Annotated in this window: 21 protein-coding genes; 11 read left to right on the plus strand and 10 right to left on the minus strand. The window is 62.7% G+C overall.

The features are described from left to right. Nucleotides 1-7: 7 nt before the first annotated feature. Complete coding sequence (cphA, locus tag BLU39_RS05485) at nucleotides 8-2,578, plus strand: cyanophycin synthetase (protein ID WP_092710722.1); 2,571 nt, start codon at nucleotides 8-10, stop codon at nucleotides 2,576-2,578. 58 nt (nucleotides 2,579-2,636) lie between these two features. Here cphA and BLU39_RS05490 read toward each other — a convergent pair whose 3' ends face one another. Then, complete coding sequence (locus tag BLU39_RS05490) at nucleotides 2,637-3,071, minus strand: hypothetical protein (RefSeq protein ID WP_092710725.1); 435 nt, start codon at nucleotides 3,069-3,071, stop codon at nucleotides 2,637-2,639. A gap of 292 nt (nucleotides 3,072-3,363) precedes the next feature. Between BLU39_RS05490 and BLU39_RS05495 the strand changes: the two genes are divergently transcribed. The 8 genes from BLU39_RS05495 to BLU39_RS05530 all read left to right on the plus strand — a co-directional run bounded on the left by BLU39_RS05495 (nucleotide 3,364) and on the right by BLU39_RS05530 (nucleotide 15,901). Then, a complete protein-coding gene (locus tag BLU39_RS05495) occupies nucleotides 3,364-6,021 on the plus strand; it encodes a TonB-dependent receptor (protein WP_254788893.1) in 2,658 nt (885 codons plus the stop codon). 271 nt (nucleotides 6,022-6,292) lie between these two features. Next, nucleotides 6,293-6,604 carry a hypothetical protein gene (locus BLU39_RS05500; RefSeq protein ID WP_139178173.1) on the plus strand — a complete coding sequence of 104 codons (312 nt, stop codon included), beginning with the start codon at nucleotides 6,293-6,295 and terminating at the stop codon, nucleotides 6,602-6,604. Between the two features lie 44 nt (nucleotides 6,605-6,648). Beyond that, nucleotides 6,649-7,536: a MurR/RpiR family transcriptional regulator gene (locus tag BLU39_RS05505; RefSeq protein ID WP_092710732.1), complete on the plus strand. Its 888-nt coding sequence runs from the start codon at nucleotides 6,649-6,651 to the stop codon at nucleotides 7,534-7,536. Nucleotides 7,537-7,619: 83 nt separating this feature from the next. Beyond that, nucleotides 7,620-8,942 carry an aspartate aminotransferase family protein gene (locus BLU39_RS05510; RefSeq protein ID WP_092710735.1) on the plus strand — a complete coding sequence of 441 codons (1,323 nt, stop codon included), beginning with the start codon at nucleotides 7,620-7,622 and terminating at the stop codon, nucleotides 8,940-8,942. Nucleotides 8,943-9,143: 201 nt separating this feature from the next. Then, nucleotides 9,144-11,372 (plus strand): protein kinase domain-containing protein, encoded by a 2,229-nt coding sequence (locus tag BLU39_RS05515; protein WP_092710738.1) that lies wholly within the window; start codon nucleotides 9,144-9,146, stop codon nucleotides 11,370-11,372. Nucleotides 11,373-11,401: 29 nt separating this feature from the next. Beyond that, nucleotides 11,402-11,926: a hypothetical protein gene (locus BLU39_RS05520; RefSeq protein ID WP_139178175.1), complete on the plus strand. Its 525-nt coding sequence runs from the start codon at nucleotides 11,402-11,404 to the stop codon at nucleotides 11,924-11,926. A 247-nt stretch (nucleotides 11,927-12,173) separates the two neighbouring features. After that, nucleotides 12,174-14,867: a DNA mismatch repair protein MutS gene (gene mutS, locus BLU39_RS05525; RefSeq protein ID WP_092710744.1), complete on the plus strand. Its 2,694-nt coding sequence runs from the start codon at nucleotides 12,174-12,176 to the stop codon at nucleotides 14,865-14,867. Next, nucleotides 14,864-15,901, plus strand: a complete 1,038-nt coding sequence (locus tag BLU39_RS05530; protein ID WP_092710747.1) for a hypothetical protein — start codon at nucleotides 14,864-14,866, stop codon at nucleotides 15,899-15,901. The genes mutS and BLU39_RS05530 overlap by 4 nt, the downstream gene beginning before the upstream one ends. A gap of 54 nt (nucleotides 15,902-15,955) precedes the next feature. Here BLU39_RS05530 and BLU39_RS05535 read toward each other — a convergent pair whose 3' ends face one another. Further along, nucleotides 15,956-16,507, minus strand: a complete 552-nt coding sequence (locus BLU39_RS05535) for an FKBP-type peptidyl-prolyl cis-trans isomerase (RefSeq protein ID WP_034750672.1) — start codon at nucleotides 16,505-16,507, stop codon at nucleotides 15,956-15,958. Nucleotides 16,508-16,600: 93 nt separating this feature from the next. Between BLU39_RS05535 and BLU39_RS05540 the strand changes: the two genes are divergently transcribed. Together BLU39_RS05540 and BLU39_RS05545 are read left to right on the plus strand one after the other, a co-directional pair. Beyond that, nucleotides 16,601-17,722, plus strand: a complete 1,122-nt coding sequence (locus BLU39_RS05540; protein WP_092710750.1) for a cupin domain-containing protein — start codon at nucleotides 16,601-16,603, stop codon at nucleotides 17,720-17,722. Nucleotides 17,723-18,075: 353 nt separating this feature from the next. Then, nucleotides 18,076-18,330: a hypothetical protein gene (locus BLU39_RS05545; protein WP_071650198.1), complete on the plus strand. Its 255-nt coding sequence runs from the start codon at nucleotides 18,076-18,078 to the stop codon at nucleotides 18,328-18,330. A 171-nt stretch (nucleotides 18,331-18,501) separates the two neighbouring features. Here BLU39_RS05545 and bamC read toward each other — a convergent pair whose 3' ends face one another. The 8 genes from bamC to BLU39_RS05585 form a co-directional block, all read right to left on the minus strand. Then, entirely contained in the window at nucleotides 18,502-19,695 is a 1,194-nt protein-coding gene (gene bamC, locus BLU39_RS05550) for an outer membrane protein assembly factor BamC (RefSeq protein WP_092710753.1), read from the minus strand. 81 nt (nucleotides 19,696-19,776) lie between these two features. Next, complete coding sequence (gene dapA, locus BLU39_RS05555; RefSeq protein WP_034750679.1) at nucleotides 19,777-20,655, minus strand: 4-hydroxy-tetrahydrodipicolinate synthase; 879 nt, start codon at nucleotides 20,653-20,655, stop codon at nucleotides 19,777-19,779. Between the two features lie 84 nt (nucleotides 20,656-20,739). Further along, on the minus strand, nucleotides 20,740-21,312 hold the full coding sequence (locus BLU39_RS05560; RefSeq protein WP_092710756.1) for a class I SAM-dependent methyltransferase: 573 nt from the start codon (nucleotides 21,310-21,312) through the stop codon (nucleotides 20,740-20,742). A 42-nt stretch (nucleotides 21,313-21,354) separates the two neighbouring features. Continuing rightward, nucleotides 21,355-22,032: a site-2 protease family protein gene (locus BLU39_RS05565; RefSeq protein ID WP_092710760.1), complete on the minus strand. Its 678-nt coding sequence runs from the start codon at nucleotides 22,030-22,032 to the stop codon at nucleotides 21,355-21,357. A 93-nt stretch (nucleotides 22,033-22,125) separates the two neighbouring features. After that, entirely contained in the window at nucleotides 22,126-22,749 is a 624-nt protein-coding gene (locus tag BLU39_RS05570; RefSeq protein ID WP_046685844.1) for an L-threonylcarbamoyladenylate synthase, read from the minus strand. 38 nt (nucleotides 22,750-22,787) lie between these two features. Further along, on the minus strand, nucleotides 22,788-23,672 hold the full coding sequence (gene htpX, locus BLU39_RS05575) for a protease HtpX (RefSeq protein WP_092711314.1): 885 nt from the start codon (nucleotides 23,670-23,672) through the stop codon (nucleotides 22,788-22,790). A gap of 94 nt (nucleotides 23,673-23,766) precedes the next feature. Next, entirely contained in the window at nucleotides 23,767-24,600 is an 834-nt protein-coding gene (locus BLU39_RS05580; RefSeq protein ID WP_092710763.1) for a 3',5'-nucleoside bisphosphate phosphatase, read from the minus strand. 90 nt (nucleotides 24,601-24,690) lie between these two features. Next, nucleotides 24,691-25,566 carry an alpha/beta fold hydrolase gene (locus BLU39_RS05585; RefSeq protein ID WP_092710766.1) on the minus strand — a complete coding sequence of 292 codons (876 nt, stop codon included), beginning with the start codon at nucleotides 25,564-25,566 and terminating at the stop codon, nucleotides 24,691-24,693. Nucleotides 25,567-25,623 lie beyond the last annotated feature (57 nt).

The following is a 25,623-nucleotide window of genomic DNA, read 5'->3' on the forward strand; positions in this document are numbered from 1 at the left end:
TTTAATTATGGAAGTATCTCGCGTACGGGCCTTGCGTGGCCCTAACCTCTGGAGCCACGACACCGCCGTGGAAGCCATTGTTTCCTGCACCACGCAGGAACTCGACATCGCCCAGCTGCCCGGCTTCGAAGCCCGCCTGCGCGCACTCTTTCCGCAACTGAGCCCGCTGCAACCGCTGGGCAACTACAACGCCGCGCCAATGGCGCAGGTGCTGGAACTGGCGGCGCTGGGCCTGCAGGCGCAAGCCGGCTGCCCGGTCACCTTCAGCCGCACCACGCCGACCCTGGAAACGGGCATCTTCCAGGTCGTCGTCGAATATTCGGAGGAAGCCGTCGGCCGCCTGGCCCTAGAACTGGCGCAGCAGCTGTGCCGCGCCGCGCTCGACGATGCGCCGTTCGACCTGGCCGGCGCCCTGCAGCAGTTGCAGGAACTCGATGAAGACGTGCGCCTCGGTCCATCGACGGGCGCCATCGTCAACGCCGCCGTGGCGCGCAACATCCCGTTCCGCCGCCTGACCGAAGGCAGCCTGGTGACGTTCGGCTGGGGCAGCAAGCAGCGCAAGATCCAGGCCGCCGAAATGGACGGCACCAGCGCGATCGCCGAAGCCATCGCGCAAGACAAGGAACTGACCAAGAAGCTGCTGGACTCGGCCGGCGTGCCCGTACCGCAAGGCCGCGTCGCCATCGATGCGGACGATGCCTGGGCCGCCGCATGCGAGATCGGCCTGCCCGTCGTCGTGAAGCCAAAAGATGGCAACCAGGGCAAGGGCGTCACCGTCAACGTCACCACGCGCGAACAGCTGACGGCCGGCTTTCTCGCGGCGCAGGAATTCCGCGACGATATCCTCGTCGAACGCTATCTGCCGGGCCACGATTTCCGCTTGCTCGTCATCGGCAACAAGATGGTGGCGGCGGCTCGCCGCGACCCGCCGCAAGTGGTGGGCGACGGCCAGCATACGGTGCGCGAACTGGTCGACCAGGTCAACCTGGATCCGCGCCGCGGCAGCGGCCACGCCACATCGCTGACGAAAATCCGCTTCGACGACATCGCCCTGGCCAGCCTGGCCAAGCAGGGCTACGTGGCCGACTCCGTGCCGCCGGTCGGCCAGCGCGTGATCTTGCGCAATAACGCCAACCTGTCGACGGGCGGCTCGGCCACCGACGTCACCGTCGACGTGCACCCGGAAGTGGCGGCGCGCGCCGTCGCGGCCGCACACATGGTGGGCCTGGACATCTGCGGCGTGGACGTGGTCTCCGACAGCATCCTGAAACCGCTGGAAGAGCAGAACGCCGGCATCGTGGAAGTGAACGCCGCACCGGGCCTGCGCATGCACCTGGCGCCGTCGTTCGGCAAGCCGCGCCCTGTGGGCGAAGCCATCATCGCCGCCATGTTCGCCGAAGGCGACGATGGCCGCATTCCCGTCGTTGCCGTCACCGGCACCAACGGCAAGACCACCACCGTGCGCCTGATCGCCCACCTGCTCACCACGTCGGGCCTGCGCACGGGCATGACCAATACCGATGGCGTGTACATCGAAGGACGCCAGATCGACAGCGGCGACTGCAGCGGCCCGCGCAGCGCGCGCAACGTGCTGCTGCACCCGGACGTGGACGCGGCCGTGTTCGAGACGGCGCGTGGCGGCATGCTGCGCGAAGGCCTGGCTTTCGACCGCTGCCAGGTCGCCGTGGTGACGAACATCGGCGCGGGCGACCACCTGGGCCTGAACTACATCACCACCGTGGAAGACCTCGCGGTCCTGAAGCGCGTGATCGTGCAGAACGTGGCCGACAGCGGCGTGGCCGTGTTGAACGCCACCGATCCGGCCGTGGCCCGCATGGCCAAGAATTGCAGCGGCACGGTGACCTTCTTCGCCGCCGACAAGACGCATCCCGTAATGGCCACGCACCGCGCGCAGGGCAACCGCGTCGTGTACGTGGAAGACGGCAAGCTGGTCGCGGCGCAAGGCAAGGAACGCCACGAAATCGCCCTGTCGCAGGTGCCGATCACGCGCAACGGCGCCATCGGCTTCCAGGTCGACAACGTCATGGCCTCCCTGGCCGCCGCCTGGGCCGTGGGCCTGGACTGGAAAACCATCGCGCTGGGCTTGAAAACCTTTGCCAATGAAGCCGACAATGCGCCGGGCCGCTTCAACGTGTTCGATTACAAGGGCGCCACCCTGATCGCCGACTACGGCCACAATCCGGACGCCATCCTGGCACTGGTGCAGGCGGTGGAAAGCATGCCGGCCAAGCGCCGCTCGGTCGTCATCAGCGGCGCCGGCGACCGCCGCGACGAAGACATCCGCCAGCAGACGGAAATCCTTGGCGCCGCCTTCGACGACGTGCTCCTGTACCAGGACCAGTGCCAGCGCGGCCGCGCCGACGGCGAAGTCGTGGCATTGCTGCGCCAGGGTTTGAACGGCGCCAAGCGCACCAGCCATATCGATGAAATCAACGGCGAATTCGTCGCCATCGACAAGGCCCTGGCACGCCTCGGCGAAGGCGACCTGTGCCTGATCCTGATCGACCAGGTGGAAGAAGCGCTGGCGCACATCGCCAAGCGCGTCGCCGAAGCCTAAGCACAGCATCGCTGCGCACGAGGGCGGCCTGCGGGCCGCCCTTTTTCATCCCTGCGCCTCAGTCGGCACCGGCTTTCCCGATCGCCTGCGCGGCCAGCGCGCCGGCCCGCATCTCGCTGGCAAACAGCGTCGCCGCATGCGCGATGGCGCGGGTGGCACGCGCGAGGAAATGCGTCCAGTGCTGCTGCTCGAGCAGCAGCATCTCGATGCAGAACCACACCTGGCCGCGCTGCACATGGCCTTTCACCAGCTTGATGCGGCGGTTGACTTCATCGAGCGCGGCATGCACGCGCAGCAGCTCTTCCTGTGTATCGATACTCCACACATTCGGCAACAGCAGTTTTCCAAATTGCGCGTCATCGGCGTCAAAGCACAGGACATAGCCCATGCCTTCGAAACGGAAGACGATATCGCCATCGCTGTCGATCTGCGCCTGATATCCGTCCGCTTGCAAGTGCCGCAGCAACGGTTCGGTGATAGTGGATGCCAACATGGTGCTTCCTTTCATTGAGTGGGATGGCGACGCCCCGTCTGGTGCCGCTGCATCGCTACCTCAACGCCGCCGCCGGCAAAAAATACAAAACTATTTTCGCCACGTGTGGAGAGCGGGCAAGGCCGGCAGGCGCATGAATGCGGCAGGGATACCGGAATTGATATGGACATCGCAAAAGAAGTCATTTGTGGCGCAAAGTCATTCCCCCCTACCATGCTTCCTGAGCCAGTTCCTGCTCTGGCGGCGACTGCCGCAGCGTTCTCAACATAACTAAAATACAGGTGGAGACAAGATGATGCAATTGATGGCACCGGGCACCCGCACGTCCCGACAAAACACACGCTTGACCTTGAAGGCGACGGTGGCCGCCTTGGCCGGCGCCGGCCTGCTGAGCAGCGCTTCCGTCCGGGCGCAACAGGCGCCCGCAGTGGAAACACCGGTGGAAGAAACGGCGGCGCCGGCGCCGGCCGACAATGCCGGCATGGCCGTCGTCGCCGTCACGGGCGTGCGCAGGGCGGCGCAAAGCGCGCAGACGATCAAGAAAAACAACGACCAGGTGGTCGACTCCATCGTCGCCGATGAAATCGGCAAATTCCCCGACAAGAACGTGGCCGAAATCCTCGGCCGCGTGACGGGCGTGCAGATCCGCCGCGAAGGCGGTGAAGCGGGCACCGTCATCATCCGCGGCTTGCCTGGCGTGGTGACCCTGCTCAACGGCCGCGAAATGTTCACGTCCGTGGGCCGCAGCCTGTACCTGGCCGACATCCCGACGGCCATGCTGCAGCGCGTGGACGTGTACAAATCGCAGGGCGCCGACATGGTCGAAGGCGGCACGGCCGGCGTGGTCGACGTGCGCACCAACCGCCCGTTCGATTTCAAGGGTTTTACGGCATCGGGCAACGTGCGCGCCGAACACCGCGACAAGTCCGGCTCGACGGACCCGAACGTCGGCGGCATGGTCTCGAACCGCTGGAAGACCCAATACGGCGAATTCGGCGCCCTGCTTGGCCTGTCTTACCAGCGCGGCAGGTACTATGACGAGACAATCTGGAACGCCGAACCCGTCAAGCGCCCCGACGCGGGCAACATCACGGGTCCCGATTCCGTCGGCATGATCCCCACCGTGGGCGACCGCAAGCGCTACGCGGCCAACGCCGCCTTCCAGTGGCGCCCGAACTCGCAGGTGGAAGTGTATGCGGAAGGCATGTCAACCCTGATCAAGCACGCCTTCGACAGCCAGTTCTTCGTCGGTTCGCTGCCCTGGGGCCAGAACCCGGACATCACCCTGATCCCCGGCACCAATCAGGCGGCCACGGTGGGCAAGATCGACGGCCCCTGGTCGCCGTTCACGCTGGGCTCGACCCAGGCGCGGCGCGACCGCTCAATCGGTTCGCAAGGCGCCATCGGCGCGCGCTGGGACATCACGCCGCAGCTGCGCGCCACGACGGAGCTGGCGCGCACGGTGAGCAACTTCGAGCGCGAATTTCCCATCCTCGACTTCCTCGCCCATCCGACCAGCATCATCGGCAGCACGAACGTGAACGGCGGTGCGCAGATCAGCTACCCCGGCTACAACATGACGGATCCGAAGAACTACACCCTGCTCGGCTTCTACGACAATCACAGTCACGACGAAGGCAGCTCGACCGACTGGCGCGGCGACGTCAGCTACGACATGGACAGCACGGGCTTCTTCCGCGAATTCTCGGGCGGCGTGCGCCTGGCCAAGCGCAAGGCCGAATCGGTCCGCGAAAAAAATGGCCAGGGCGGGCTGACGTCGACGATCTATGCGGATGCGATTCCCGGCCTGGCGTGCACCTCGCACGAGAACACGGGCAACTTCGGCCTGCAAAGCTGGCTGACGCCATGCCGCGACTTCATGCTCAACAACACGGCCGCGCTGCGCCAGCTGTTTACGGGCAGCAGCGAACGCAGCCCAGACGATCCGATGACCCATTACAAGGATGTGGAAAAAACCAATGCCGTCTACGGCAAGGCGCGCATCGGCTTTGACCTGGCGCAAGTACCGGTCGACGGCACCCTGGGCGTGCGCGTGGTGCAGACCAAGCAGGACTTGCAAGGCAATTCCTCGCAAAACGGCACCATCACGCCCGTGCGCGTAAAAACCTCGGACACGGACGTGTTGCCCAGCATGACCTTGAAAGCCATGCTGCGCCAGGACCTGATCGCCCGCATGACGGCCGGCAAAGCCGTGCAGCGCCCGAACTTCGCCGACTTCAACCCCGGCGTGAGCCTGGGCCAGAGCCTGGAAATGGTGCGCCCGACGGGTAGCGGCGGCAATCCCGACCTCAAACCCGTGGAAGGCAGGAACCTCGACGTGGCGCTGGAATGGTATTTCGCCCAGACGGGTTCCGTCACGGCCACCGTGTTCCGCCACAACTTCAAGAATTACATCCTGTCCGGCTCGGCCAAGGAAACGTATGGCGGCATCGAGTACGACATCACGCGTCCGCGCAACACCTCGAAAGGCCATCTGCAAGGCCTGGAAATGGCGTACCAGCAGTTCTATGACAAGCTGCCCGGCTGGATGAGCGGCCTGGGCCTGCAGGCGAACGCCACCTACATGACGGGCGAACTGGAAGAATTGAACGGCAGCGTGCACCCGTTCACCGGCATGTCGAAGTGGTCGGCCAATATCGTCGGCCTGTACGAACAGGGACCGTGGTCGGCGCGCCTGGCCTACAGCTGGCGCGACAAATACGTCGACGACTACAACTACCGCGGCAAGGGCATCCACCTGACAGTGGCGCCAACCAAGACCCTGGACGCGTCGGTCTCGTACAAGCTCAACCCGAACACCACGGTGACCCTGGACGCGAACAACCTGCTCGATTCGACCTACCGCGACTACCACGACACGCCGGACTATGTGCGCGACGTGCGGCGCTATGACAAGGTCGTAGGTTTATCCGTCCGCTGGAGCTACTAGTGAACACCTGACCAAACCGGCTGCGCGGCGCGCTTTGCGGCCGGCGATGCACACGGCACTACAGTGCCGCTGCGCTTCTCGGCCACAAATCACTGCCGCTCGCGATGGTTTTGTCAGGCGTCGAAACGTCGTTGAAATACATGTCTTCTTCCTTGAGGAGTTTCAGCGCCAGCTGGCAACGGCTGGCGTTTTTTTGCCTTGAGGAATCTATCCGACACAGGAATTGATTTAACGCAAAGTGGCGGCGCCGGGGCGCTTTTATGCTGGCAGCTTGACCATCGAACCCGGCGGGGACAGCATGCGCGATGCACGGCACGTCGATACACAGCTATTTCAACCCGATATCCCCGTGCGGCTCGACATGCGCACGGCGGCGCTGGTCGAGCATGCGCTGGCCTTGCAGGAAATGGCCGGCACGGGCGCCGCCGCCCTGTTTTTGCACTGCCACGACGTGCCGCTGCCCACCGCCTTGCGCGTGCTGACGACGGGACCGCACCGCAAACCGGCCGCGCCGCACCTGTTTGCCCGCCTGCGTCCGCGCACGGCTGCCCTGGCGCAAGGCGCGCCGCTACCGGCGCGCTGACGAATCCTGTACCATCGCCGCAACCTATCAAATGAGGCACGGCGATGCAGGCAGCGACACCCCACGATTCCTATGCGGCACTGATGGACCTGATCAAGGCGCGCCATGCGGAACTGAGCCCGCAATTCCAGGCCGGCGCCCGCTACCTGGCCGACCATCCGGACGAAGTGGCCGTGTCGTCGATGCGCAGCATCGCCGCGCGCGCGCAGGTGCAATCGGCCGCCCTCGTACGCCTGGCGCAGCAACTGGGCTTTGCCGGCTGGCCGGAACTGAAAGCCATCTTCGTCGAACGCCTGCGCGCGGGACAGGCCGGGTATGCGGCAAAAGCGGGCGCGCTGGCCGGCAAGGACGGGGACCTGGTCACCGAAGTATTCTCGGTGCAGCAGCGCAACCTGGCCGCCACGGAAAGCGCCAACCACGCCGCCCTGGAGGCCGCCGCCGCTCTGCTGCAGGCAGCGCCCCGCGTGCACGTGGCCGGTTTCCGCGCCGCCCACCCCATCGCCTACACCCTGCATTATCTGTACCGCTTGCTGCGCCCCAGCGTGCAGCTGCTGAGCGGCCAGGGCGGCACCCTGGAAATGGACTTGCGCGCCCTGCAAGCGGACGAAGCCGTCGTCGTCGCCAGCTTCGCGCCGTATTCTAGCGAAGCGCTGCTGGTGGCGCAGGCGGCGCGCCAGGCCGGCTGCCAGGTGGTCGCCATCAGCGACAGCGCCATGTCGCCGCTGGCCCTGCTGGCCGACGCCAGCATCGTCATCGCCGTCGACAGCCCTTCGTTCTTCCCCTCCATCGTGGCCGGCGTCGCGGCCGTGGAAAGCCTGGTGGAATTGCTCGTGGCGCGCGCGGGGCCCGATGCCGTACTAGCCATCGGCGCGGCGGAAAACCAGTTGCGGACGCTGGGTGCCTATGCAAAAACATCAAATGATGCAACTTAAATATAAATACATCAAACGTTGCAATGTGGCGCAACGCAGCCTATAATCGGCCATCTCCTCCTTGCCGATAAGAAAGCGATGCCATGAGCCACGTCTTCCACCGCAGCCTGACCGCCAGCTATCCCGTCGCCGCCGGCGGCGATGGCCCCTACCTGATCGATGCCGATGGCAAGCGCTACCTGGACGCCTGCGGCGGCGCCGCCGTCTCCTGCCTAGGCCATTCGGATGCGGCCGTGATCGCCGCCGTGCAGCAGCAGATTGCCACGCTGGCGTACGCGCACAGCTCCTTTTTTACCACCGAACCGATGGAGCAGCTGGCCGACTTCCTCGTCGCCCGGGCGCCAGCCGGCATCGACAGCGTGTATTTCGTCTCGGGCGGTTCGGAAGCGGTGGAAAGCGCGCTCAAGCTGGCGCGCCAGTATTTCGTGGAACGGGGCCAGCCGCAGCGCCGCCACGTCATCGCGCGCCGCCAAAGCTACCACGGCAATACGCTGGGCGCGCTGGCCACGGGCGGCAACGCCTGGCGCCGCCAGCAGTTCGAACCGCTGCTCATTGGCGTCACCCACGTGTCGCCCTGCTACGCCTGGCGCGACCAGCAGGAAGCTGAAACGGATGGCGACTACGTGGCGCGCCTGGGCCAGGAACTGGAAGACCATATCGCCGCACTGGGCGCGGACAACGTCATGGCCTTCATCGCCGAACCCGTCGTCGGTGCCACGGCCGGCGCCCTGCCCGCCGTCGCCGGCTATTTTGCGCGCATGCGCGAGATCTGCCAGCGCCACGGCATCCTGCTGATCCTCGACGAAGTCATGTGCGGCATGGGCCGCACGGGCAGCCTGTTCGCCTGCGAGCAGGAAGGCGTCACGGCTGACCTGATCTGCATCGCCAAGGGCCTCGGTGCCGGCTACCAGCCCATCGGCGCCGTCATGGTATCGACGGATATCCGCGACACCCTCCGCGCCGGCACGGGTTTCTTCCAGCACGGCCACACGTATATCGGCCACGCCACGGCCTGCGCCGCCGCCCTGGCCGTACAGCGGCAGATCGAGGAACGCGATTTATTGGCCAACGTGCGCGCCATGGGCGGCCTGCTGCAAGAACGGCTGCGCCAGCGTTTCGACGGCCATGCGCACGTGGGCGACATCCGCGGCCGCGGCCTGTTCCTCGGTCTGGAACTGGTACAGGACCGCAATACCAAGCAGCCGTTCGACCCGGTCCGCCGCCTGCACGCGCGCATCAAGGCGCAAGCCATGCAAAACGGACTGATGTGCTACCCCATGGGCGGCACCATCGACGGCCTGCACGGCGACCACATCCTGCTGGCGCCGCCCTACATCGTCGACGCCAGCCACGTCGATGAGATCGTCGGCAAGCTGGGCATGGCCATCGATGCCTGTGTGGCGTAACCGCGCATGCCTGTGGCAGAAACGCGCAAAGGCGACTGCCAGCAGTTTCTGTTCACTCCTTGTCAATATTAATTGACTTATTCTAAACAATCGTTTTAAATCAGGAAGTTACTCAAAATCAATCATCTTGGGCATTCAATCATCGCATTACCCCTTTTCGATGCTTGACGCCCACGTTGATGCACTCTGAAGCCAAGGTATATGGAACTGCTCGACTCCCTGCGTCAGCCCCCACTGCAAGACGACACGATCAGCGGACACTATGAAGTGCGCCGCTTGCTGGGCGAAGGCGGTTTCGGCCATGTATTCGAAGCGTGGGATGCCAAGCTGTGCCGTAGCGTGGCGCTGAAGCGGCTGAAACCGCAAGCGGACGTGCTGCATCCGGAAAAACTGATCAATGAAGCGCGCCTGGCCGCTTCGCTCAAGCATGCGGCCTTCGTGCGCATTTTTGCCATCGAGGGCCAAGGCACGGGCCAGTCCATCGTCATGGAACTGGTCGAAGGCCAGACCCTGGGCCAGTTCATGCACGGCGGCAAGGCAGACTTGCAAGCCGCACTCGACATCGCCTACCAGATCGCCGACGCGATGGACGAGGCGCACGCCATGGACCTCGTGCACGGCGACCTGAAACCGTCGAACCTGATGCTGGAAGCGGACGGTCAAGTGCGCATCCTCGACTTCGGCCTGGCCCGCCACATCGACCCGCAAGCGACGCAAACGACGACCCTGTGCGACCTGCAAGGCACCATCGCCTACATGGCGCCCGAGCGCCTGATGGGCCGCCTGCCCGACACGCGCGGCGACGTGTATGCCTTGGGCGCCATGCTGTACGAAATGCTGGCCGGCCAGCGCCACTTCGCCCACCTGAACGGCCTGGCCCTGGCCTCCGCCCACATGCAGGCGACGGAACCGTGGCCCGACCTGCCGGACTCCGTCCCGCCCGCCATCAACGCCCTCGTGCGCGCGATGACGGCGCACGACCCGGCCGAACGGCCACGCACCATGCGCGACGTGCGCGAGGCGCTAGGTGTACAGCAAATACCTGCGGCAACAACGACCGCCCTCGACGCCGACAGCAAGCCCGCTCAGCCTGCCAAGCCGCCGGTCTCAATTGCCATCGAGCTACAAGTTCCCGTCAAGCGCGCCTTGCTGGCGGCAAGCGCCATCGTCTTGCTGGGCCTAGGTGTCTGGCAAGGACCAAAACTATGGGCAACAGTAAGCAGCCAATACGCCACAAAGCCATATTCGGAAATGGCTGCGATGCAGGCAGGCATGGAAGCGTTGCGTCTATTTGACCGGGATACCAGCCAGGCACAGGCAATCGGACATTTCATGACTGTGCTGCAACATAATCCAAGTAATGCGGCGGCAGCAGCAGGCCTGTCACTGGCGTCGAGCTTCCGTTATACGGGAAATGGACGCGATGCTACTTGGCTGCAAAGAGCCGATGTCAGCGCAAAGCAGGCATTGGCAGCAGATAATCAGTTAGCACTTGCCCATGTCGCACAAGCGTGGGTACTGGAATTCCAGGGAAAGAATGACGAGGCGCTGCACGAAGCAAACATCTCATTGAACTTGGAACCAAACAATATGCTGGCGTTGTATGGCAAGGCACGCTTACATATCGCCGCACACAATTTTGATCTGGCGCACGCAGTACTGAAACAAGCCGTTGCGGCTTATCCCAATGAACGCATGTTCGATATGTCACTGGGTGTGTTGAATTACAGAAAGGGTGACTACGCGGCTGCCGAACAAATTTTTCGCAAGTGTATAAGTATGGACCCGCAGTCACCCGGAGCCTATGCCTATTTAAATGCAACTTTGCTGCGCCAGAACCGTGAAGACGAGGCACTTGCGGTTCTCCAGCAAGGTCTGCTGGTGCGTCCGCATTGGGAACTCTACACCAACTTGGGCACCTCGCTGTTTGCCAAGGGCGACTACCTTGGTGCGGTACAAGCATTTGAAAATGCCGTTTCCGAAAAAAAAGGCAGCCCCGGCACCTATTTACTTTGGGCCAACCTGGCTGATGCGCAACGTTGGGTTCCCTCATTGGCCCAAGCATCGAAACAATCGTATTTACGTGCGATCGCCCTGCTGCAACCCATGCTCGCGCGCATGCCCAATGACATTACCTTGAATTCGCGCATGGCCCTGTACCAAGCCTACGCCGGAGAAAAGGAAGCCGCTCTGGCAAACGTGCAGCACGCATTAAACTTGGCACCACAGATCGCCGATGTGCAGTTTCGCGCGGCCCTGACGCATGAACTGACTGGCAACCGCAGCAAGGCCCTGGCTGCGCTACTACAAGCCAGCAAGCTTGGCTACCCTCTCAATCTGATCGAATCAGCGCCCGATCTGTTGAACCTGCGGCGTGATGCCCGTTACCAACAATTTCTCATCAACCTGGAAAGAGACCGTAAAAAATGACGCCTGTAAGCCCTTGGATGAAGTTATCCGTGCACTTCGATGCAGACCAGATCACCAACCAGCTCGACTACAACTTCACCTCTTGCGATGGCACGGCCGATCCCCGCCATGGTCCCTACATGGGTGGCGTGCATTTCCAGAAAGGCCAGCATGTCTATCTCGACGTTACCTGCTGCGGCTCCAAGGATAGCGGCTTCACATCGTTCCAGATCATCGATTGCTGCATCATCACCGTACCGCAACTGACTCAGATTGGCCCGAAAGTACCCACCGTTTATTCACCGCCATCGCCATTCCTCCAGTCGGTAGGCGCCACCTACCATTTCCCGCTGGACTTCGAAATCCAGCAACTGTTGGGCGAACCAGAGCAGGCGCCCCTGCACCGCATCCGCCAAGAGTGGAAACATAATCTGGATGTCGGCTATACCGCTGGTCGTTGGGAATTGTCCTTCGTCATGACGGTACGCATCATGCGCGGCGAAGACACACAACCGGAACTGCGCGTCTTTTCCTTCGACCCGGAAAGCTCGGTGGGCGGCGACGGTAACTTATAAAATCAACTATGCATATTGCTGCCTTTCGATAAGGCATTGATGTCCGCGCATACGCAAAGCCGTATCGACATTGTCGATGCGGCTTTTTCATCTGCGCACGCAATACGCCGCCCTGCCCGCCGAAAGCGGTAAAATGACGGCCTTGAACCCAAGCTCCGCCACATGGCGCGGCCTAGAATGCACATAGCACCACACACAGCCCGGCAGGCATACGCCTCCCTGCCGCCGGACCAACGACAAAGAACACATGACCACCGTCCCAAAAGAAATCAACGCCGCCGCGGCAAAGAAAAATTCGGCTGAAAAGCTCACTCCCATGATGCAGCAATATTTAGGCATCAAGGAGAACCACCCGACGATGTTGGTCTTCTACCGCATGGGCGATTTCTACGAGCTGTTTTTCGAGGATGCGGAAAAAGCGTCGCGCTTGCTGGGCATTACCCTGACGGCGCGCGGCGTGGCCAGTGGCAACCCCATTAAAATGTGCGGCGTGCCATTTCATTCGCTCGACGGCTATCTGGCCAAGCTGGTCAAGCTGGGCGAGTCGGTGGCCATTTGCGAACAGATCGGCGACCCGGCCACCAGCAAGGGTCCCGTCGAGCGCAAGGTCATGCGCGTCGTCACGCCCGGCACCCTGACGGATGCGGACTTGCTGCCGGAGAAGGCCGAGCGCCCGCTGCTGGCCATGTGCAGCATCACGCAGCGCAAGACGGTGACCACGGGCCTGGCCTGGCTGTCGCTGGCCAGCGGCGCCTTGAAACTGATGGAGTTTTCCGGCGACAGCAGCACCGTGGCCGTGCGATTGCAGCAGGAACTGGAACGCATCGTGCCGGCTGAAATTCTCAGCGGCGACAATGGCAACCTGTTTGACGACTACGCGGGCACGCACATCAACCGCGTGCCGGACTGGCATTTCGACGTGGTGGGCGGCCACAAGGCCCTGCTGGATCAATTGGGCGTGGCGACCTTGACGGGCTTTGGCGCCGATGGCCTCGGCGCCGCGTTCGGCGCAGCCGGCGCGTTGCTGCGCTATGCGCAGTCGACGCAGGGACGCGGTCTGCAGCACGTGCGTTCGCTGACGACGGAAACGGAAAGTGAATTCATCGGCCTGGATGCGGCCACACGCCGCAACCTGGAACTGACGGAAACCATCCGCGGCCAGGAATCGCCCACTTTATTTTCCCTGCTGGATCATTGCCGCACGGCCATGGGTTCGCGCATGCTGCGCCACTGGCTGCACCATGCGCGGCGCGACCAGAAGGTGGCGCGCGCGCGCCATGAAGCCATCGCCGCGCTGGCGCAAAGCGAAGCGGCCGGTCCGCTCGCCGCCACTCTGGCGCAAGTGCCCGATATCGAACGCATCACCACGCGCATCGCGCTGCTGTCGGCGCGTCCGCGCGACCTGGCCGCCCTGCGCGACGGCCTGCTGCAACTGCCGGCCCTGCGCGGCGACGTCGTCCGCTGTTATGGTCCTGGCCAGGGCGGCGAGAACGGCTTGCTGGCCACCATCCACACGGCCCTGGCGACGCCGGCCGCCTGCCTGGACTTGCTGGTGCGCGCCGTGGCGCAGGAACCGGCCGCCATGGTGCGCGACGGCGGTGTATTTGCCACCGCTTTCGATGCGGAACTGGACGAATTGCGCGCGCTGTCGGAAAACGCGGGCCAGTTCCTGCTCGACCTGGAAACGCGCGAACGGGCCCGTACGGGCATCGCCAACCTGCGCGTCGAATACAACAAGGTGCACGGCTTCTATATTGAAGTCACGCACGGCCAGACGGACAAGGTGCCGGACGACTACCGCCGCCGCCAGACCCTGAAAAACGCCGAGCGCTACATCACGCCGGAATTGAAGGTGTTCGAAGACAAGGCCCTGTCGGCGCAGGACAAGGCCCTCGTGCGCGAAAAAATGCTGTACGACCTGCTGCTGGCCGACCTGGCGCCGCACATCGGCACCTTGCAGACGATTTCGCAAGGCCTGGCCCAGCTCGACACCCTGAATGCGCTGACGGAACACGCGCAGCAGCACAACTGGGCCGCGCCGCAACTGGTCGACGAGCCGTGCATCAACATCGTCGAAGGCCGCCATCCCGTGGTGGAAAAGCAGATCGAGCGCTTCATCGCCAACGACTGCCGCTTCGTCAACGAGCGCCGGCTGCTGTTGATCACCGGCCCGAACATGGGCGGTAAATCGACCTTCATGCGCCAGGTGGCACTGATCACCCTGCTGGCCTACGTGGGCAGCTACGTGCCGGCCGCGTCCGCCACCATCGGCCCCATCGACCGCATCTTCACGCGCATCGGCGCCACCGACGACCTGGCCGGCGGACGCTCGACCTTCATGGTGGAAATGACGGAGTCGGCCGCCATTTTGAACGGCGCCACCGAACACTCGCTGGTGCTGATGGATGAAGTGGGCCGCGGTACCTCGACCTTCGACGGCCTGGCCCTGGCATGGGCCATCGCGCGCCATCTGATCGACACAAGCCGCAGCTTCACCCTGTTCGCCACACATTACTTTGAGCTGACGCAACTGCCGGACAGCCACCCGAGCGCCGCCAACGTGCACTTGTCCGCCGTCGAGCACAAGGACAGCATCGTCTTCCTGCACGCCGTGCAAGCCGGTCCCGCTTCGCAAAGCTACGGCTTGCAGGTGGCGCAACTGGCCGGCGTGCCGCAGCCCGTGATCAAGGCCGCGCGCAAGCACCTGGCGCGCCTGGAAGCGCAGGCGCTCGACGCCACGCCGCAGCGCGACCTGTTCGCCGCCCCGGCCGCCGATCCGTATGCGCAGGAGGAAGAAGAGGAAGCATCGGCGCCGCTGGCCGCGTTGAACGCGGCGCAGCAAGCCTTGCTCGACGCCATCGCCGACCTCGATCCCGATGCGCTCACGCCGCGCGATGCGCTCGAGCAGCTGTACCAGTTGAAACGGCTGGCCGCCGCATGACCTGCCGGCGCGGCGCGATCCACCTGCTGGCCGCCGGCTTGCTGGCTGCCAGCCTGCCGTGGCAAGCGGCGCTGGCCGCCCAGAGCGACCAGGCCGGCTTCGAGTTTGCCGTGCTGGGCCACTCCTTCAACGCGGGGCCCGACGATGGCCCCCTGAAAAAAGCCATCGCCGACACAAGCGCCTTCAATGCGTCGTTCGTCGTGGCCACCGGCATCAAGGCGGCCAGCGAATCGTGCAGCGACAAGCTGTACAGCCAGCGCAAGGACTTGCTCGACGCCAGCGGCCCGCCGCTGATCGTCTCGCTGTCGGCCAGCGACTGGGCCAACTGCCGCAACTCGCGCGGCAGGGTCAACGCCATCGAACGCCTGAACCGCTTGCGCGACGTTTATTTCGCCGACGACCAGAGCCTGGGCCAGCGCAAGCTGACCCTGTCGCGGCTGTCATCGACGGCGAAGTTCCGCAGCTATGCGGAAAACGCCCACTGGGAATATGGCGGCGTGCTGTTTGCCACCATCAACCTGCCCGCGAATAACAACCATTTCCTGCCGGAAGCGGGACGCAACAGCGAATTCGAAGACCGCCTGGTTGCCAACCGTTCCTGGCTGCAGCGCCTGTTCGCCATGGCGCAGCGCAAACAGCTCGACGGCATCGTGCTGTTTTCCGATGGCGACATGGGCGTGCTCGATGAAGACGACAATTCGTTGCTGCCCAGCTTCAGTTCGAAACAGGACGGCTTTGCCGGACCGCGCAAGCAGGTTCGTACCCTGGCGAAGAAGTTCAGCGGCAAGGTGTTGCTCGTCGATACGCAGCGCGATGGCGACGCGGACGGCAAGGAAGGGAAAAGTAAAAAGGCCGCGGCCAAGGCAGGCGGGCCGAAAATCAGCTGGAAAGGCAACCTGGGCCACGTCAGCATCGACAACGACTGGTCCGCCATCGCCGTACGGCCAGGCAAGACGCCATTCTTTGAGGTGCGTCAACGGGCCGTCAGGCCATCGGCGCAAGCGAGGGCCAAAGCGTCGACTGTACGCCGTTAATAACAGCGGCACAAACGAACAGGCCGGCATATAGCCGGCCTGGAACAAGCAGTATTAATGAATCGGATGCGTACGGAAGTGGTCGCCCTCTTCGCCTTCGCCTTCATCATCTTCATCGCCATGGTCATGGCCGTGTGCGCCATGCACGTGGCCGTGGGCGATTTCTTCGTCGGTGGCGGCGCGCACGTCGGCGACGGTCAGCGAGAAGCGCAGCGCGATGCCGGCCAGCGGATGGTTGCCATCCAGCACGACCTTGTCGTCGGCGATATCGGTGACGGTGAAGATCATCGCTTCTTCGTCCGGCGAATCGCTTTCCGGCATGCCTTCGAACTGCATGCCCACTTCCAGCGGCTCAGGCAGGCGGTTGCGCGGCTCGACCTTGACCAAGGCGGGATCGTATTCACCGAAAGCATCATCCGGTTCGATCTGGATCGTGTTGGAATAGCCAACTTCCTTGCCGTCGAGTTCTTCTTCGATCTTCGGCAGGGTGTTTTCATAATCACCGTGCAGGTAGACCATCGGCTGGCGGCCGTCTTCGATCAGATTGTCTTGCGCGTCTGACAGTTTGTAGTTGACAGTCACGACCGTATTTTTGGCAATCTTCATTATGCTTCCTTTCATTGTATAAGCTGGCAAATTATACCTTCACGCCGCCAACGGCAGGCGCATTCCTGCATTTCCGGTTGTTATAATGGGCGCATGAAAACATTAACTCTCCTCGGCGATATCACGCCGGCGCAATTCCTGCGTGACTACTGGCATAAAAAGCCCCTGTTGATCCGTCAAGCCGTACCCGGCTTCAAGGCGCTGTTCGATTTCAAGGCCCTGGCCGAGCTGGCTACCCTCGATCACGTTGAATCGCGCCTGGTCAGCCATGCGGATGGCCACTGGAACATGCAGCAAGGTCCGCTGACCAGCCTGCCCTCGCTGAAACAGAAGGAATGGACCCTGCTGGTGCAGGGCGCCAACCTGCACAGCGCCAAGGCTGACGCCCTGCTGCGCCAGTTCCGTTTCCTGCCGGACGCGCGCCTGGACGACCTGATGGTCAGCTTCGCCACCGATGGCGGCGGCGTGGGCCCGCATTTCGATTCCTATGACGTGTTCCTGCTGCAAGGCCAAGGCAAGCGCCACTGGCGCATCGGCGCGCAGAAAGACTTGAGCCTGATCGACGGCTTGCCGCTGAAAATCCTCAGCAACTTCACGCCCGACGAAGAATTCACCCTGGAACCGGGCGACATGCTGTACCTGCCGCCCCACTACGCACACGACGGCGTGGCCATCGGCGACTGCCAGACGTATTCGATCGGTTTCCGCTCGCCTTCGTTCCAGGAACTGGGCGAAGCTTTCCTGCAATTCATGGCCGATTCGATCGACTTGCCGGGCATTTACAGCGATCCGGACCTGAAAGCGTCGGGCAAGCCGGCGGAAATCCCCCGTGAAATGCTCAGCACCATCGCGGAAGAGCTGAACAAAGTGCGCTTCACGGAAGAAGACGTCACGATTTTCCTCGGTGAACACCTGTCGGAACCGAAGCACAATGTGTTTTTCACGCCGCTGTCGAAACCGCTGACGGTGGGCCGCTTCGCGGACGCCGCGCAGAAAAAGGGTGTCGTGTTGTCGCGCAAGACGCTGATGCTGTATCGTGGCAAGAATGTCTTCATCAATGGCGAATCGTTTGCCATTGGCAAGGCCGATAAAACGGCCCTGGAAACCCTGGCCAACGAACGCGCCCTGGATGGCGCCGCCGTGGCCCAGGCTTCCGATGACGTGATGGATGCCTTGTACACCTGGTATCAGGATGGCTGGATCGAACTGGCTTGAATGGGTGCGGCGTAGCAAAGTGGTATTACAGTAGGCAAAATAACAGCTTCTGCGCCAGCGCAATGAAACATATTATTTTTATATCGTTTTGTCGCGCTTTCGCAAAACACTTACACTTGCTTGCAATTTGCTTCGGCAAATATTGCGATATCACAAAATAGTTGCGAATTTGCCTCTTGCTCCTATTGCGACGCACCAAAAATCGCTATAATATTCGGTTAGGAAGTTTCCGTTGTCTGGCAGGCACCACCTGGTACGAAAAGCCTTCGAAGACGACCTAACGAGCGATAATTACCGGTAATTATTCATCGCAACAATGTTGATTTATTTTTTGAAATAATTAAGGAAAACAAATGAAAAAATCCCTGCTGATCGCCTCCCTGATGGTTGTTGCTCTGGCTGCTTGCAGCAAAAAAGAAGAAGCTCCTGCACCAGCACCAGTAGTTGAAACCCCAGCACCAGCACCAGCAGTTGAAGCTGCTCCAGCTGCTGCTGCTGACGCTGCTGCTTCGGCCGCTACCGACGCTGCTGCTGCTGCTTCGAGCGCTGCTTCGGCCGCTTCGGACGCTGCTGCTGCCGCTTCGGCTGCTGCATCGGCTGCTAAGTAATTTAGCACCCCGCAAGAAAGAAAGCCGGCCTTCGGGCCGGCTTTTTTGCGTCCGGCGTGTTATCCGCAGGATATGACGCCGGACGCAGGCAATAAAAAAGGCTGGCCCGGTTTCCCGGGCCAGCCTTTTTTAATGCGCGGCAGGTTTGGATACCTGCCGCGTAGCTGACGCTTATTTCAACTGATCGTTCAGCAGGCCCAGGATCTTCTCTGCCACTGGCGAAGTGTCGGGTTTGCCTTCGTTGCTGAGGATGCTGACCAGGCTGGTCGAACCCGTGCCGGCCTTGACGAGAACGCGGTAGCGCTGCGCTTCCTTGTCCTTGTCGGACGACGAGCCCCAGCTGAACAGTTTCGAGAAGAAACCATCTTTCTTGACGGCGTCCGGATCGACGTAACGCACGAAATACGTGCCTTGCGTGCGGTCGCGGTCTTCCACGGTGAAGCCGACGCGGTCCAGCGCCAGGCCGACACGGCGCCAGGCGCGGTCGAACGCTTCATCGACTTCGATGGCGCGCGCAGGCGTGGCGGCGTCGCCGACCAGCTTGGCGTGCTGCGGCTGCACGATGGCGGCGTCGACAGCCGTCTTCGCCTGCGCATCGTCGCTGGCCGCGCCCAGGCGCGTCATCAGCTTGGCCAGGAATTGCGCTTCCAGGCCCGGATCGTTCGGGCGAGCGGTCCAGGTGGTGGTTTCCTTGTCGCGGCCCGTAACGACCTCTTCCACGCCGCGGTGGCTGATGTAGATCTCGGTCGAACCGTCGGCCAGGCGCTCCACGCGGGTGCGGAACTTGTCTTTTTCACCGGTCGAGTACAGCGAGTCGAAAGCCTTGCCGATGGTGCTGCGGATAAAGTCCTGCGGCACCTTGGCGCGGTTTTCGTTCCACTCGGTTTCCATGATGCCGGCCGTCGGCTGGTCGACGGCGATGGAAAAGCCCGAATCTTCCCAGAACTGCTTGAGTTGCGGCCACAGCACTTCAGGCGACTGCTTGACGACCAGCCAGCGCTGGTTGCCCGCGCGCTCGACCTTCACGCCGCCTGCCGTGACCGGCACGACACCGACCACGCCATCGGCGCCCACGACGACAGGCGTACCGGCCGTGGCGTTGCGCTGCGCGTTGTAGCCGGAAGCGGTGGCCACGCCGTTTTTCGCATCGGGCAAGGAGTAGCGGTTGTCCTGCTGCAACTGCGTCAAGTCAGGCGGCACGTCCAGGGTACCGGCTTTCTTGACCGACTTGTAGTCGACCTTGTCGCCGCCTACTACCGAACTGATCATGCCGCAGCCCGCGAGGCTGGCTGCGATGGCGCCGATGACGATGCCGCGGACGGCGATGGTGGCAGGCGCCGATTGGTTTTTCTTGCAATTAGTCATGTCGTAACTGGATAAGAAGCTAAGTAGCAGCTGGAATCAGGGAAGGTCCGGACTGGTCGAGTCCGGGCTTGAAGTTCGGCCTTAAGACAGGATACCGGCGTCGCGCAAGGCATCGCGCACGGTGGCATGGCAGTTTTCAGCCAGCGGCACCAGCGGCAAGCGTATGCCGGCAGGCATCAGGCCCATTTCAGCCATCGCCCATTTGACGGGCACCGGGTTGGGCTCGACAAACAGCTTCTGGTGCAGAGGGAAAACCTTGTTATTGATGGCGATTGCCGTGGCGCGCTCGCCCGCCATGGCCGCGACGCACAGTTCGTGCATGGCGCGCGGCGCGACGTTGGCCGTCACGGAAATATTGCCGTGGCCGCCGCAGAACATCAGCGCCATGGCCGTCGGATCGTCGCCCGAGTACACGGCGAAGTCCGCTGGGACCAAACGCAGCAGGTCGATGCCGCGGCCGATATTGCCGGTCGCATCTTTCACGCCAACGATATTCGGGATGGCGGACAGGCGCACGATGGTCTCGTTGCTCATGTCGGCAACCGTGCGGCCAGGCACGTTGTACAGGATGACGGGAATGTCGACGGCTTCGGCGATGGCCTTGAAGTGCTGGTACATGCCTTCCTGGGTAGGACGGTTGTAGTATGGCACCACTTGCAGGACAGCATCGGCGCCCGCTTCTTTCGCGTAACGCGTCAGTTTGATGGCCTCGGCCGTGGAGTTGCCTCCGGCGCCGGCGATGATAGGAATGCGTCCCTTGGCATGTTCGACGGTCAACTGTATCAGTTCGCAGTGTTCTTCCACGCTGACTGTTGCCGATTCGCCCGTTGTGCCAACGATGACGATGCCGTCCGTACCCTCGGCGATATGCCAGTCGATCAGCTTGCGCAGACCTGGAAAGTCCAGACTGCCGTCTGCGTGCATCGGGGTGACGATTGCTACAATGCTGCCCTTGATCATAGTAAGTTTATAGCGCCGATAAATAAAACAACGATTGTAGCGGATAGCCCGCGCCTGTGGTGCATTCTGACATAGTATGGCCGCTCAAAACGTCGGCAGCAGCGCTGCCAACCGTGGAAAATCCGGCCGGACGGCACAAATTCGTTGCACCAGAGCAGCTTTTGGCTGTTCCACGCGCCCATCCTCATACGCTACCACACGCAAGCCCTGCTGCACCGCCCAGGTCAGCATTTCGCCTTCCTTCAGCAGGAATTTCGGATTCGACGGCTTGCCGAACTGCTCATTGCCTTCGGCAAACGTTTCGTACAACAACACGCCATCGGGTGCCAGGCTGGCAACCATGGCGTCCAGCAGCGGCCGGTGCAGATAATTGGTGACGACGATGCCGGCAAAGCGGCCGGGTGCGAAGGGCCACACGGCTCCCGGCGCCTCCAGGTCCACCAGCGAAGTGGTGATGCCCGTGCCGGCCGCCTTTTCCAGCATTTCCGGATCATGGTCGAGCGCGATCACGGGGTGGCCCAGGCTCACCAGGTGGCGCGCATGGCGGCCTGCGCCGCAGGCCAGGTCCAGCACTTCGCCGCCCGGGATCAGGGGCGCCCAGCGGCGCAGCCAGCCGGAAATCGCTTCGGTTTCTAATATTGGTTCAGTGACTTGCATCGGTACTTCCATCAATTATTTGCGACTATCCAGTTGCTTGTTTCACGTCAACAGGGCCGTCAGCGGCGTGACCACGGTGACAAAAATGCCGATGACAAATTCGATCGCCGCCAGCAAGGCGCGGTTCAAGATGCCCGTATACATCAGCAGCACCAGGGCGCCGAACACATACAGGCTGTAGCGCTCGATGCTGGCGTACGGGCGCGCCAGCTGCATCGGCAGCAAGCCCGTCATGATGCGTCCGCCATCGAGGGGCGGCACGGGAATCAGGTTAAAGACGAACATGGCCGCATTCACGCTGACGCCGGCGCCCGCCATCTTGCGGAAAAACATGCCCATTTCCGTCGGCGGCATAACGCTGAGCACGACAAAGGCGATCATCCAGCCCAGGCCCATGGCGAAATTGGCGCCAGGCCCGGCAAAGGCCACCCAGGCCATCTGCTTCTTCGGATTGCGCAGCCGGCTGAAATCGACGGGCACCGGCTTGGCATAGCCGAACGGCACCTGGATCGTGAAATACAGCATCAAGGGCAGCAAGATCGTGCCGAAAGGATCGATATGCCGGATGGGATTGAGGCTCAGCCGGCCCTCGTTCGAGGCTGTGGGATCGCCGAAATAGCGGGCCGCGTAGCCGTGCGCCGCCTCATGCAGGGAAATGGCAAACAGCACCGGCACCAGGTACACCGCAACGGTCTGGACTATCGTATTGAAATCACTCATGACCGCGATTCTACCAGAGGCGCCATAGCCTCTTTCTTACGTTGTCATTAAGAACAGATGAAGAGCGGCGCGGCAAGGACGCACCCTGCCCCTCTACAAGCCCAGCACGGCCGGGTCGCCGCGTCCCACGCGCACCACTTCCGGCTCCGGTCCCGTCAGGTCGATCACGGTGCTGGGGCCATGCGCGCAGACGCCGCCATCGATGATCAGGTCGACCAGCTTTTCCAGGCGCTCGCGGATGGTGTCGGCATCCGTCAGGCTCTCTTCGTCGCCGGGCAAGGTCAATGTCGCGCCCAGCAGCGGCTGGCCTAGCTCTTCCAGCAGGCATTGCACGATGCGGTGCTGCGGCACGCGCAGGCCGATGGTCTTGCGCGATGGGTGGCTGAGGCGGCGCGGCACTTCCTTGGTCGCTTCCAGGATGAAGGTGTAGGCGCCCGGCGTGGCCGCCTTGAGCAGGCGGAACTGGCGGTTGTCCACGCGGGCGTACACGCCCAGCTCGCTCAAGTCGCGGCACAGCAAGGTGAGATGGTGCTTTTCATCCACGCCACGGATGCGGCGCAGGCGCTCGACGGCGCCCTTGTCGTCGAGCTGGCATACGAGCGCGTAGCAGGAATCCGTGGGCAAGGCCACGACGCCGCCGGACTGGATGATTTGCGCCGCCTGCTTGATCAGGCGCAATTGCGGATTATCAGGGTGAATCTGGAAAAATTGACTCATGTGTAAGCGTTCTGGCGGACCAGCTTGTTAAGTTAGCATTATTGTACGCCGCGCAGCGCGGCGATGCGTTGTTCGATCGGCGGATGGGTGGCGAACAGCGCGCCCCAGCCACCATTGCCGCCGCTGATGCCCAGCGCCTGCATCGATTGCGGCAGCTCACCCGGATGCACGCCGCCCAGGCGGGCCAGCGCGTGCATCATCGGCGTGGGACTGCCCAGCAGCTTGGCCGAACCGGCATCGGCGCGGAATTCGCGCTGGCGCGAGAACCAGGCAACGATGATGGAAGCGAGCAGGCCGAAAATCACTTCGCACACCATCACAGTGACGAAATAGCCGATACCGCGCCCGCCGCCCTCGCGGTTGTTATTTTTCAGCAGCACATTGTCGACGAAGAACCCCACGACGCGGGCCATGAAGACGACGAAGGTGTTCACCACACCCTGGATCAGGGTGAGTGTCACCATGTCGCCATTGGCGACGTGGGCGATCTCATGGCCCAGCACGGCTTCGACTTCATCGCGGTTCATGCTTTGCAACAAGCCCGTGGAGACGGCCACCAGCGCCGAATTCTTGAAGGCGCCCGTGGCAAACGCATTCGCGTCGCCTTCGTACACGGCCACTTCCGGCATGGCGATGCCGGCCCGCTCGGACAGCGCGCGCACGGTATTGACCAGCCACAATTCCGTCGACGAGGTCGGGTTGTCGATCACGCGCGCGCCCGTGCTCCACTTGGCCATCGGTTTGCTGATCAACAGGGAAAAGATCGATCCCGTGAAGCCCACCACCAGCGAAAACACCAGCAGGCTGCCCAGGTTCAGGCTGCTGCCGCGCGCCGGATTGCCCACGCCCAGCAAACTGAGCACGAGCGACAGCACCAGCATCACGGCCAGGTTGGTGGCGATAAAAAGGACGATACGTTTCATGGGCAATGGCTCCGGAAAAAACAAGAATAACTAAAAGATAAGTATGCTGCCGCGACTTTTCAAGCCCGCGCGGCAGGCGCAGGCCAGCCGCGTCCTAGAACCAGTCGTGCCAGATGGGCGTAACGCTGGCAGGTAAAGGCGGCAACTTGGCAAAATCCACGCGCGATTCGCCCGGCGCATGGAAATCCGTGCCGCGCGAGGCGAGGAAGCCGTAGGCGTTGGCCAACTGCGCGTATTCCGGATACTGGTCCGGGCTATGGCTGCCCGTGACGACTTCGATGGCCACGCCGCCGAGCTGCTTGAATTCATCGAACAGCACGCCTTGCGCCATGTCGCTGAAACGGTAGCGGCCCGGATGGGCAATGACGGCCACGCCACCCGCGCCGCGTATCCAGCCCACCGCTTCGGCCAGGGTGGCCCAGCGGTGCTCGACGTAGCCAGGCTTGCCTTCCGACAGGTACTTCTTGAACACGTCGGGGATGTTCGCGCATTTCCCCATTTCCACGATGTAGCGGGCAAAGTGCGTGCGCGACATCAGGTCCGGGTTGCCGACGAATTTCAAGGCCCCTTCATAGGCGTCGGGGATGCCGGCCAGGTCCAGTTGGCGGGCGATTTCGCGGCCGCGCGCGTCGCGCCCCGAGCGCGTCTGGTGCAAGCCCTGCACGAGGCCCGGATTGTTTTCATCGACTTGCAAGCCCACGATGTGCACGGTTTCGCCGGCCCACGTAATGGAAATTTCCACGCCGGCCACGAAGCGCATGCCCAGGTCCAGTGCGGCCGCGCGCGCGGCGGCCACGCCCGACACTTCATCGTGGTCCGTCAGCGCCCACACGTCGACACCGGCCTTGCGTGCGTAGGCGGCCACGGCGGCGGGCGCAAGTACGCCGTCGGAAATATTCGAATGACAATGCAGGTCGACTTTAAGCATGTGAAAACAATACCCTGCACGGGCTCAGCATGGAAGAAGTTTTCATTGTACGCTGCTTGTCCAATAGCGCTGCGGCGTTCCCGACACACATCAGGCCAAAAAGGCTTCCACGAGACGCGCCAGTGCCGCCGGCTGGTCATGGTGCAGCATGTGGCCCGCGTCCAGCATCATCTCGCAGCGCACATCCTTGATGCAGGCCAAACGCCGGTCGATTTCGATGCGGGCCTGCTCCTTCGGCCCCATCCATTGCCACATATTCGTGTCATCGGCCTCCACCCACAGCACAGGTGCCGTGATGCGGCGCCAGCACGCCATCACTTCTTCCACCTGGTACAGGATGGGATTGACCCGCTTGTGCTGCGGGTCGCCCATGATGTCCCACTCACCCGCCTCGTTCTGCGCCGACCAGTGCTCGGCGAGGAAAGCGGCGCGTTCGTCCGGCAGGCGCGGGTTGGTCTTTTGCAGGCGCTCGGCCACAGCCTTTTGCGTGGGATAGCTGCGCATGGCGGGCGGCTCGCGCAATTCGTCCAGCCACTTGGCGTAGCGGCCCGGCGCCTGCTCCGGCCTGGTTGCCATCATGCCGAAGCCTTCCAGGTTGATGAAACGGCTGATGCGCTCGGGCCGCACGCCCGCGTACAGGCCGGCCACGTTGGCGCCCATGCTGTGACCGAGCAGCTTGACGGGGGCATCGGGCGAATAATGCAGCAGCATGGCGTCGAGGTCGGCCAGGTAGTCGGGGAACCAGTAAGTGTCCGATTGCGTGTAGTCGCTGAGGCCAAAGCCGCGCCAGTCGGGCGCGATCACGTGCCAGTCGCCTTGCAACTCGTCGACGACGAACTGGAACGAGGCGGCCACGTCCATCCAGCCATGCACCATGAACAGGATGGGCGCCCCTACACGGCCCCAGTGGCGCACGTGCGTGCGGGCGCCGCGGATGTTGATGAATTCGGAACGGGAAAGTTTCATGGGTTTCATCTCATTGCCTGCCTTGAAAGTGACGCGAATGGCGCCACATGCTGTGTC

The organism is Janthinobacterium sp. OK676 (assembly GCF_900103595.1).
Classification (GTDB): Bacteria; Pseudomonadota; Gammaproteobacteria; order Burkholderiales; family Burkholderiaceae_D; genus Janthinobacterium.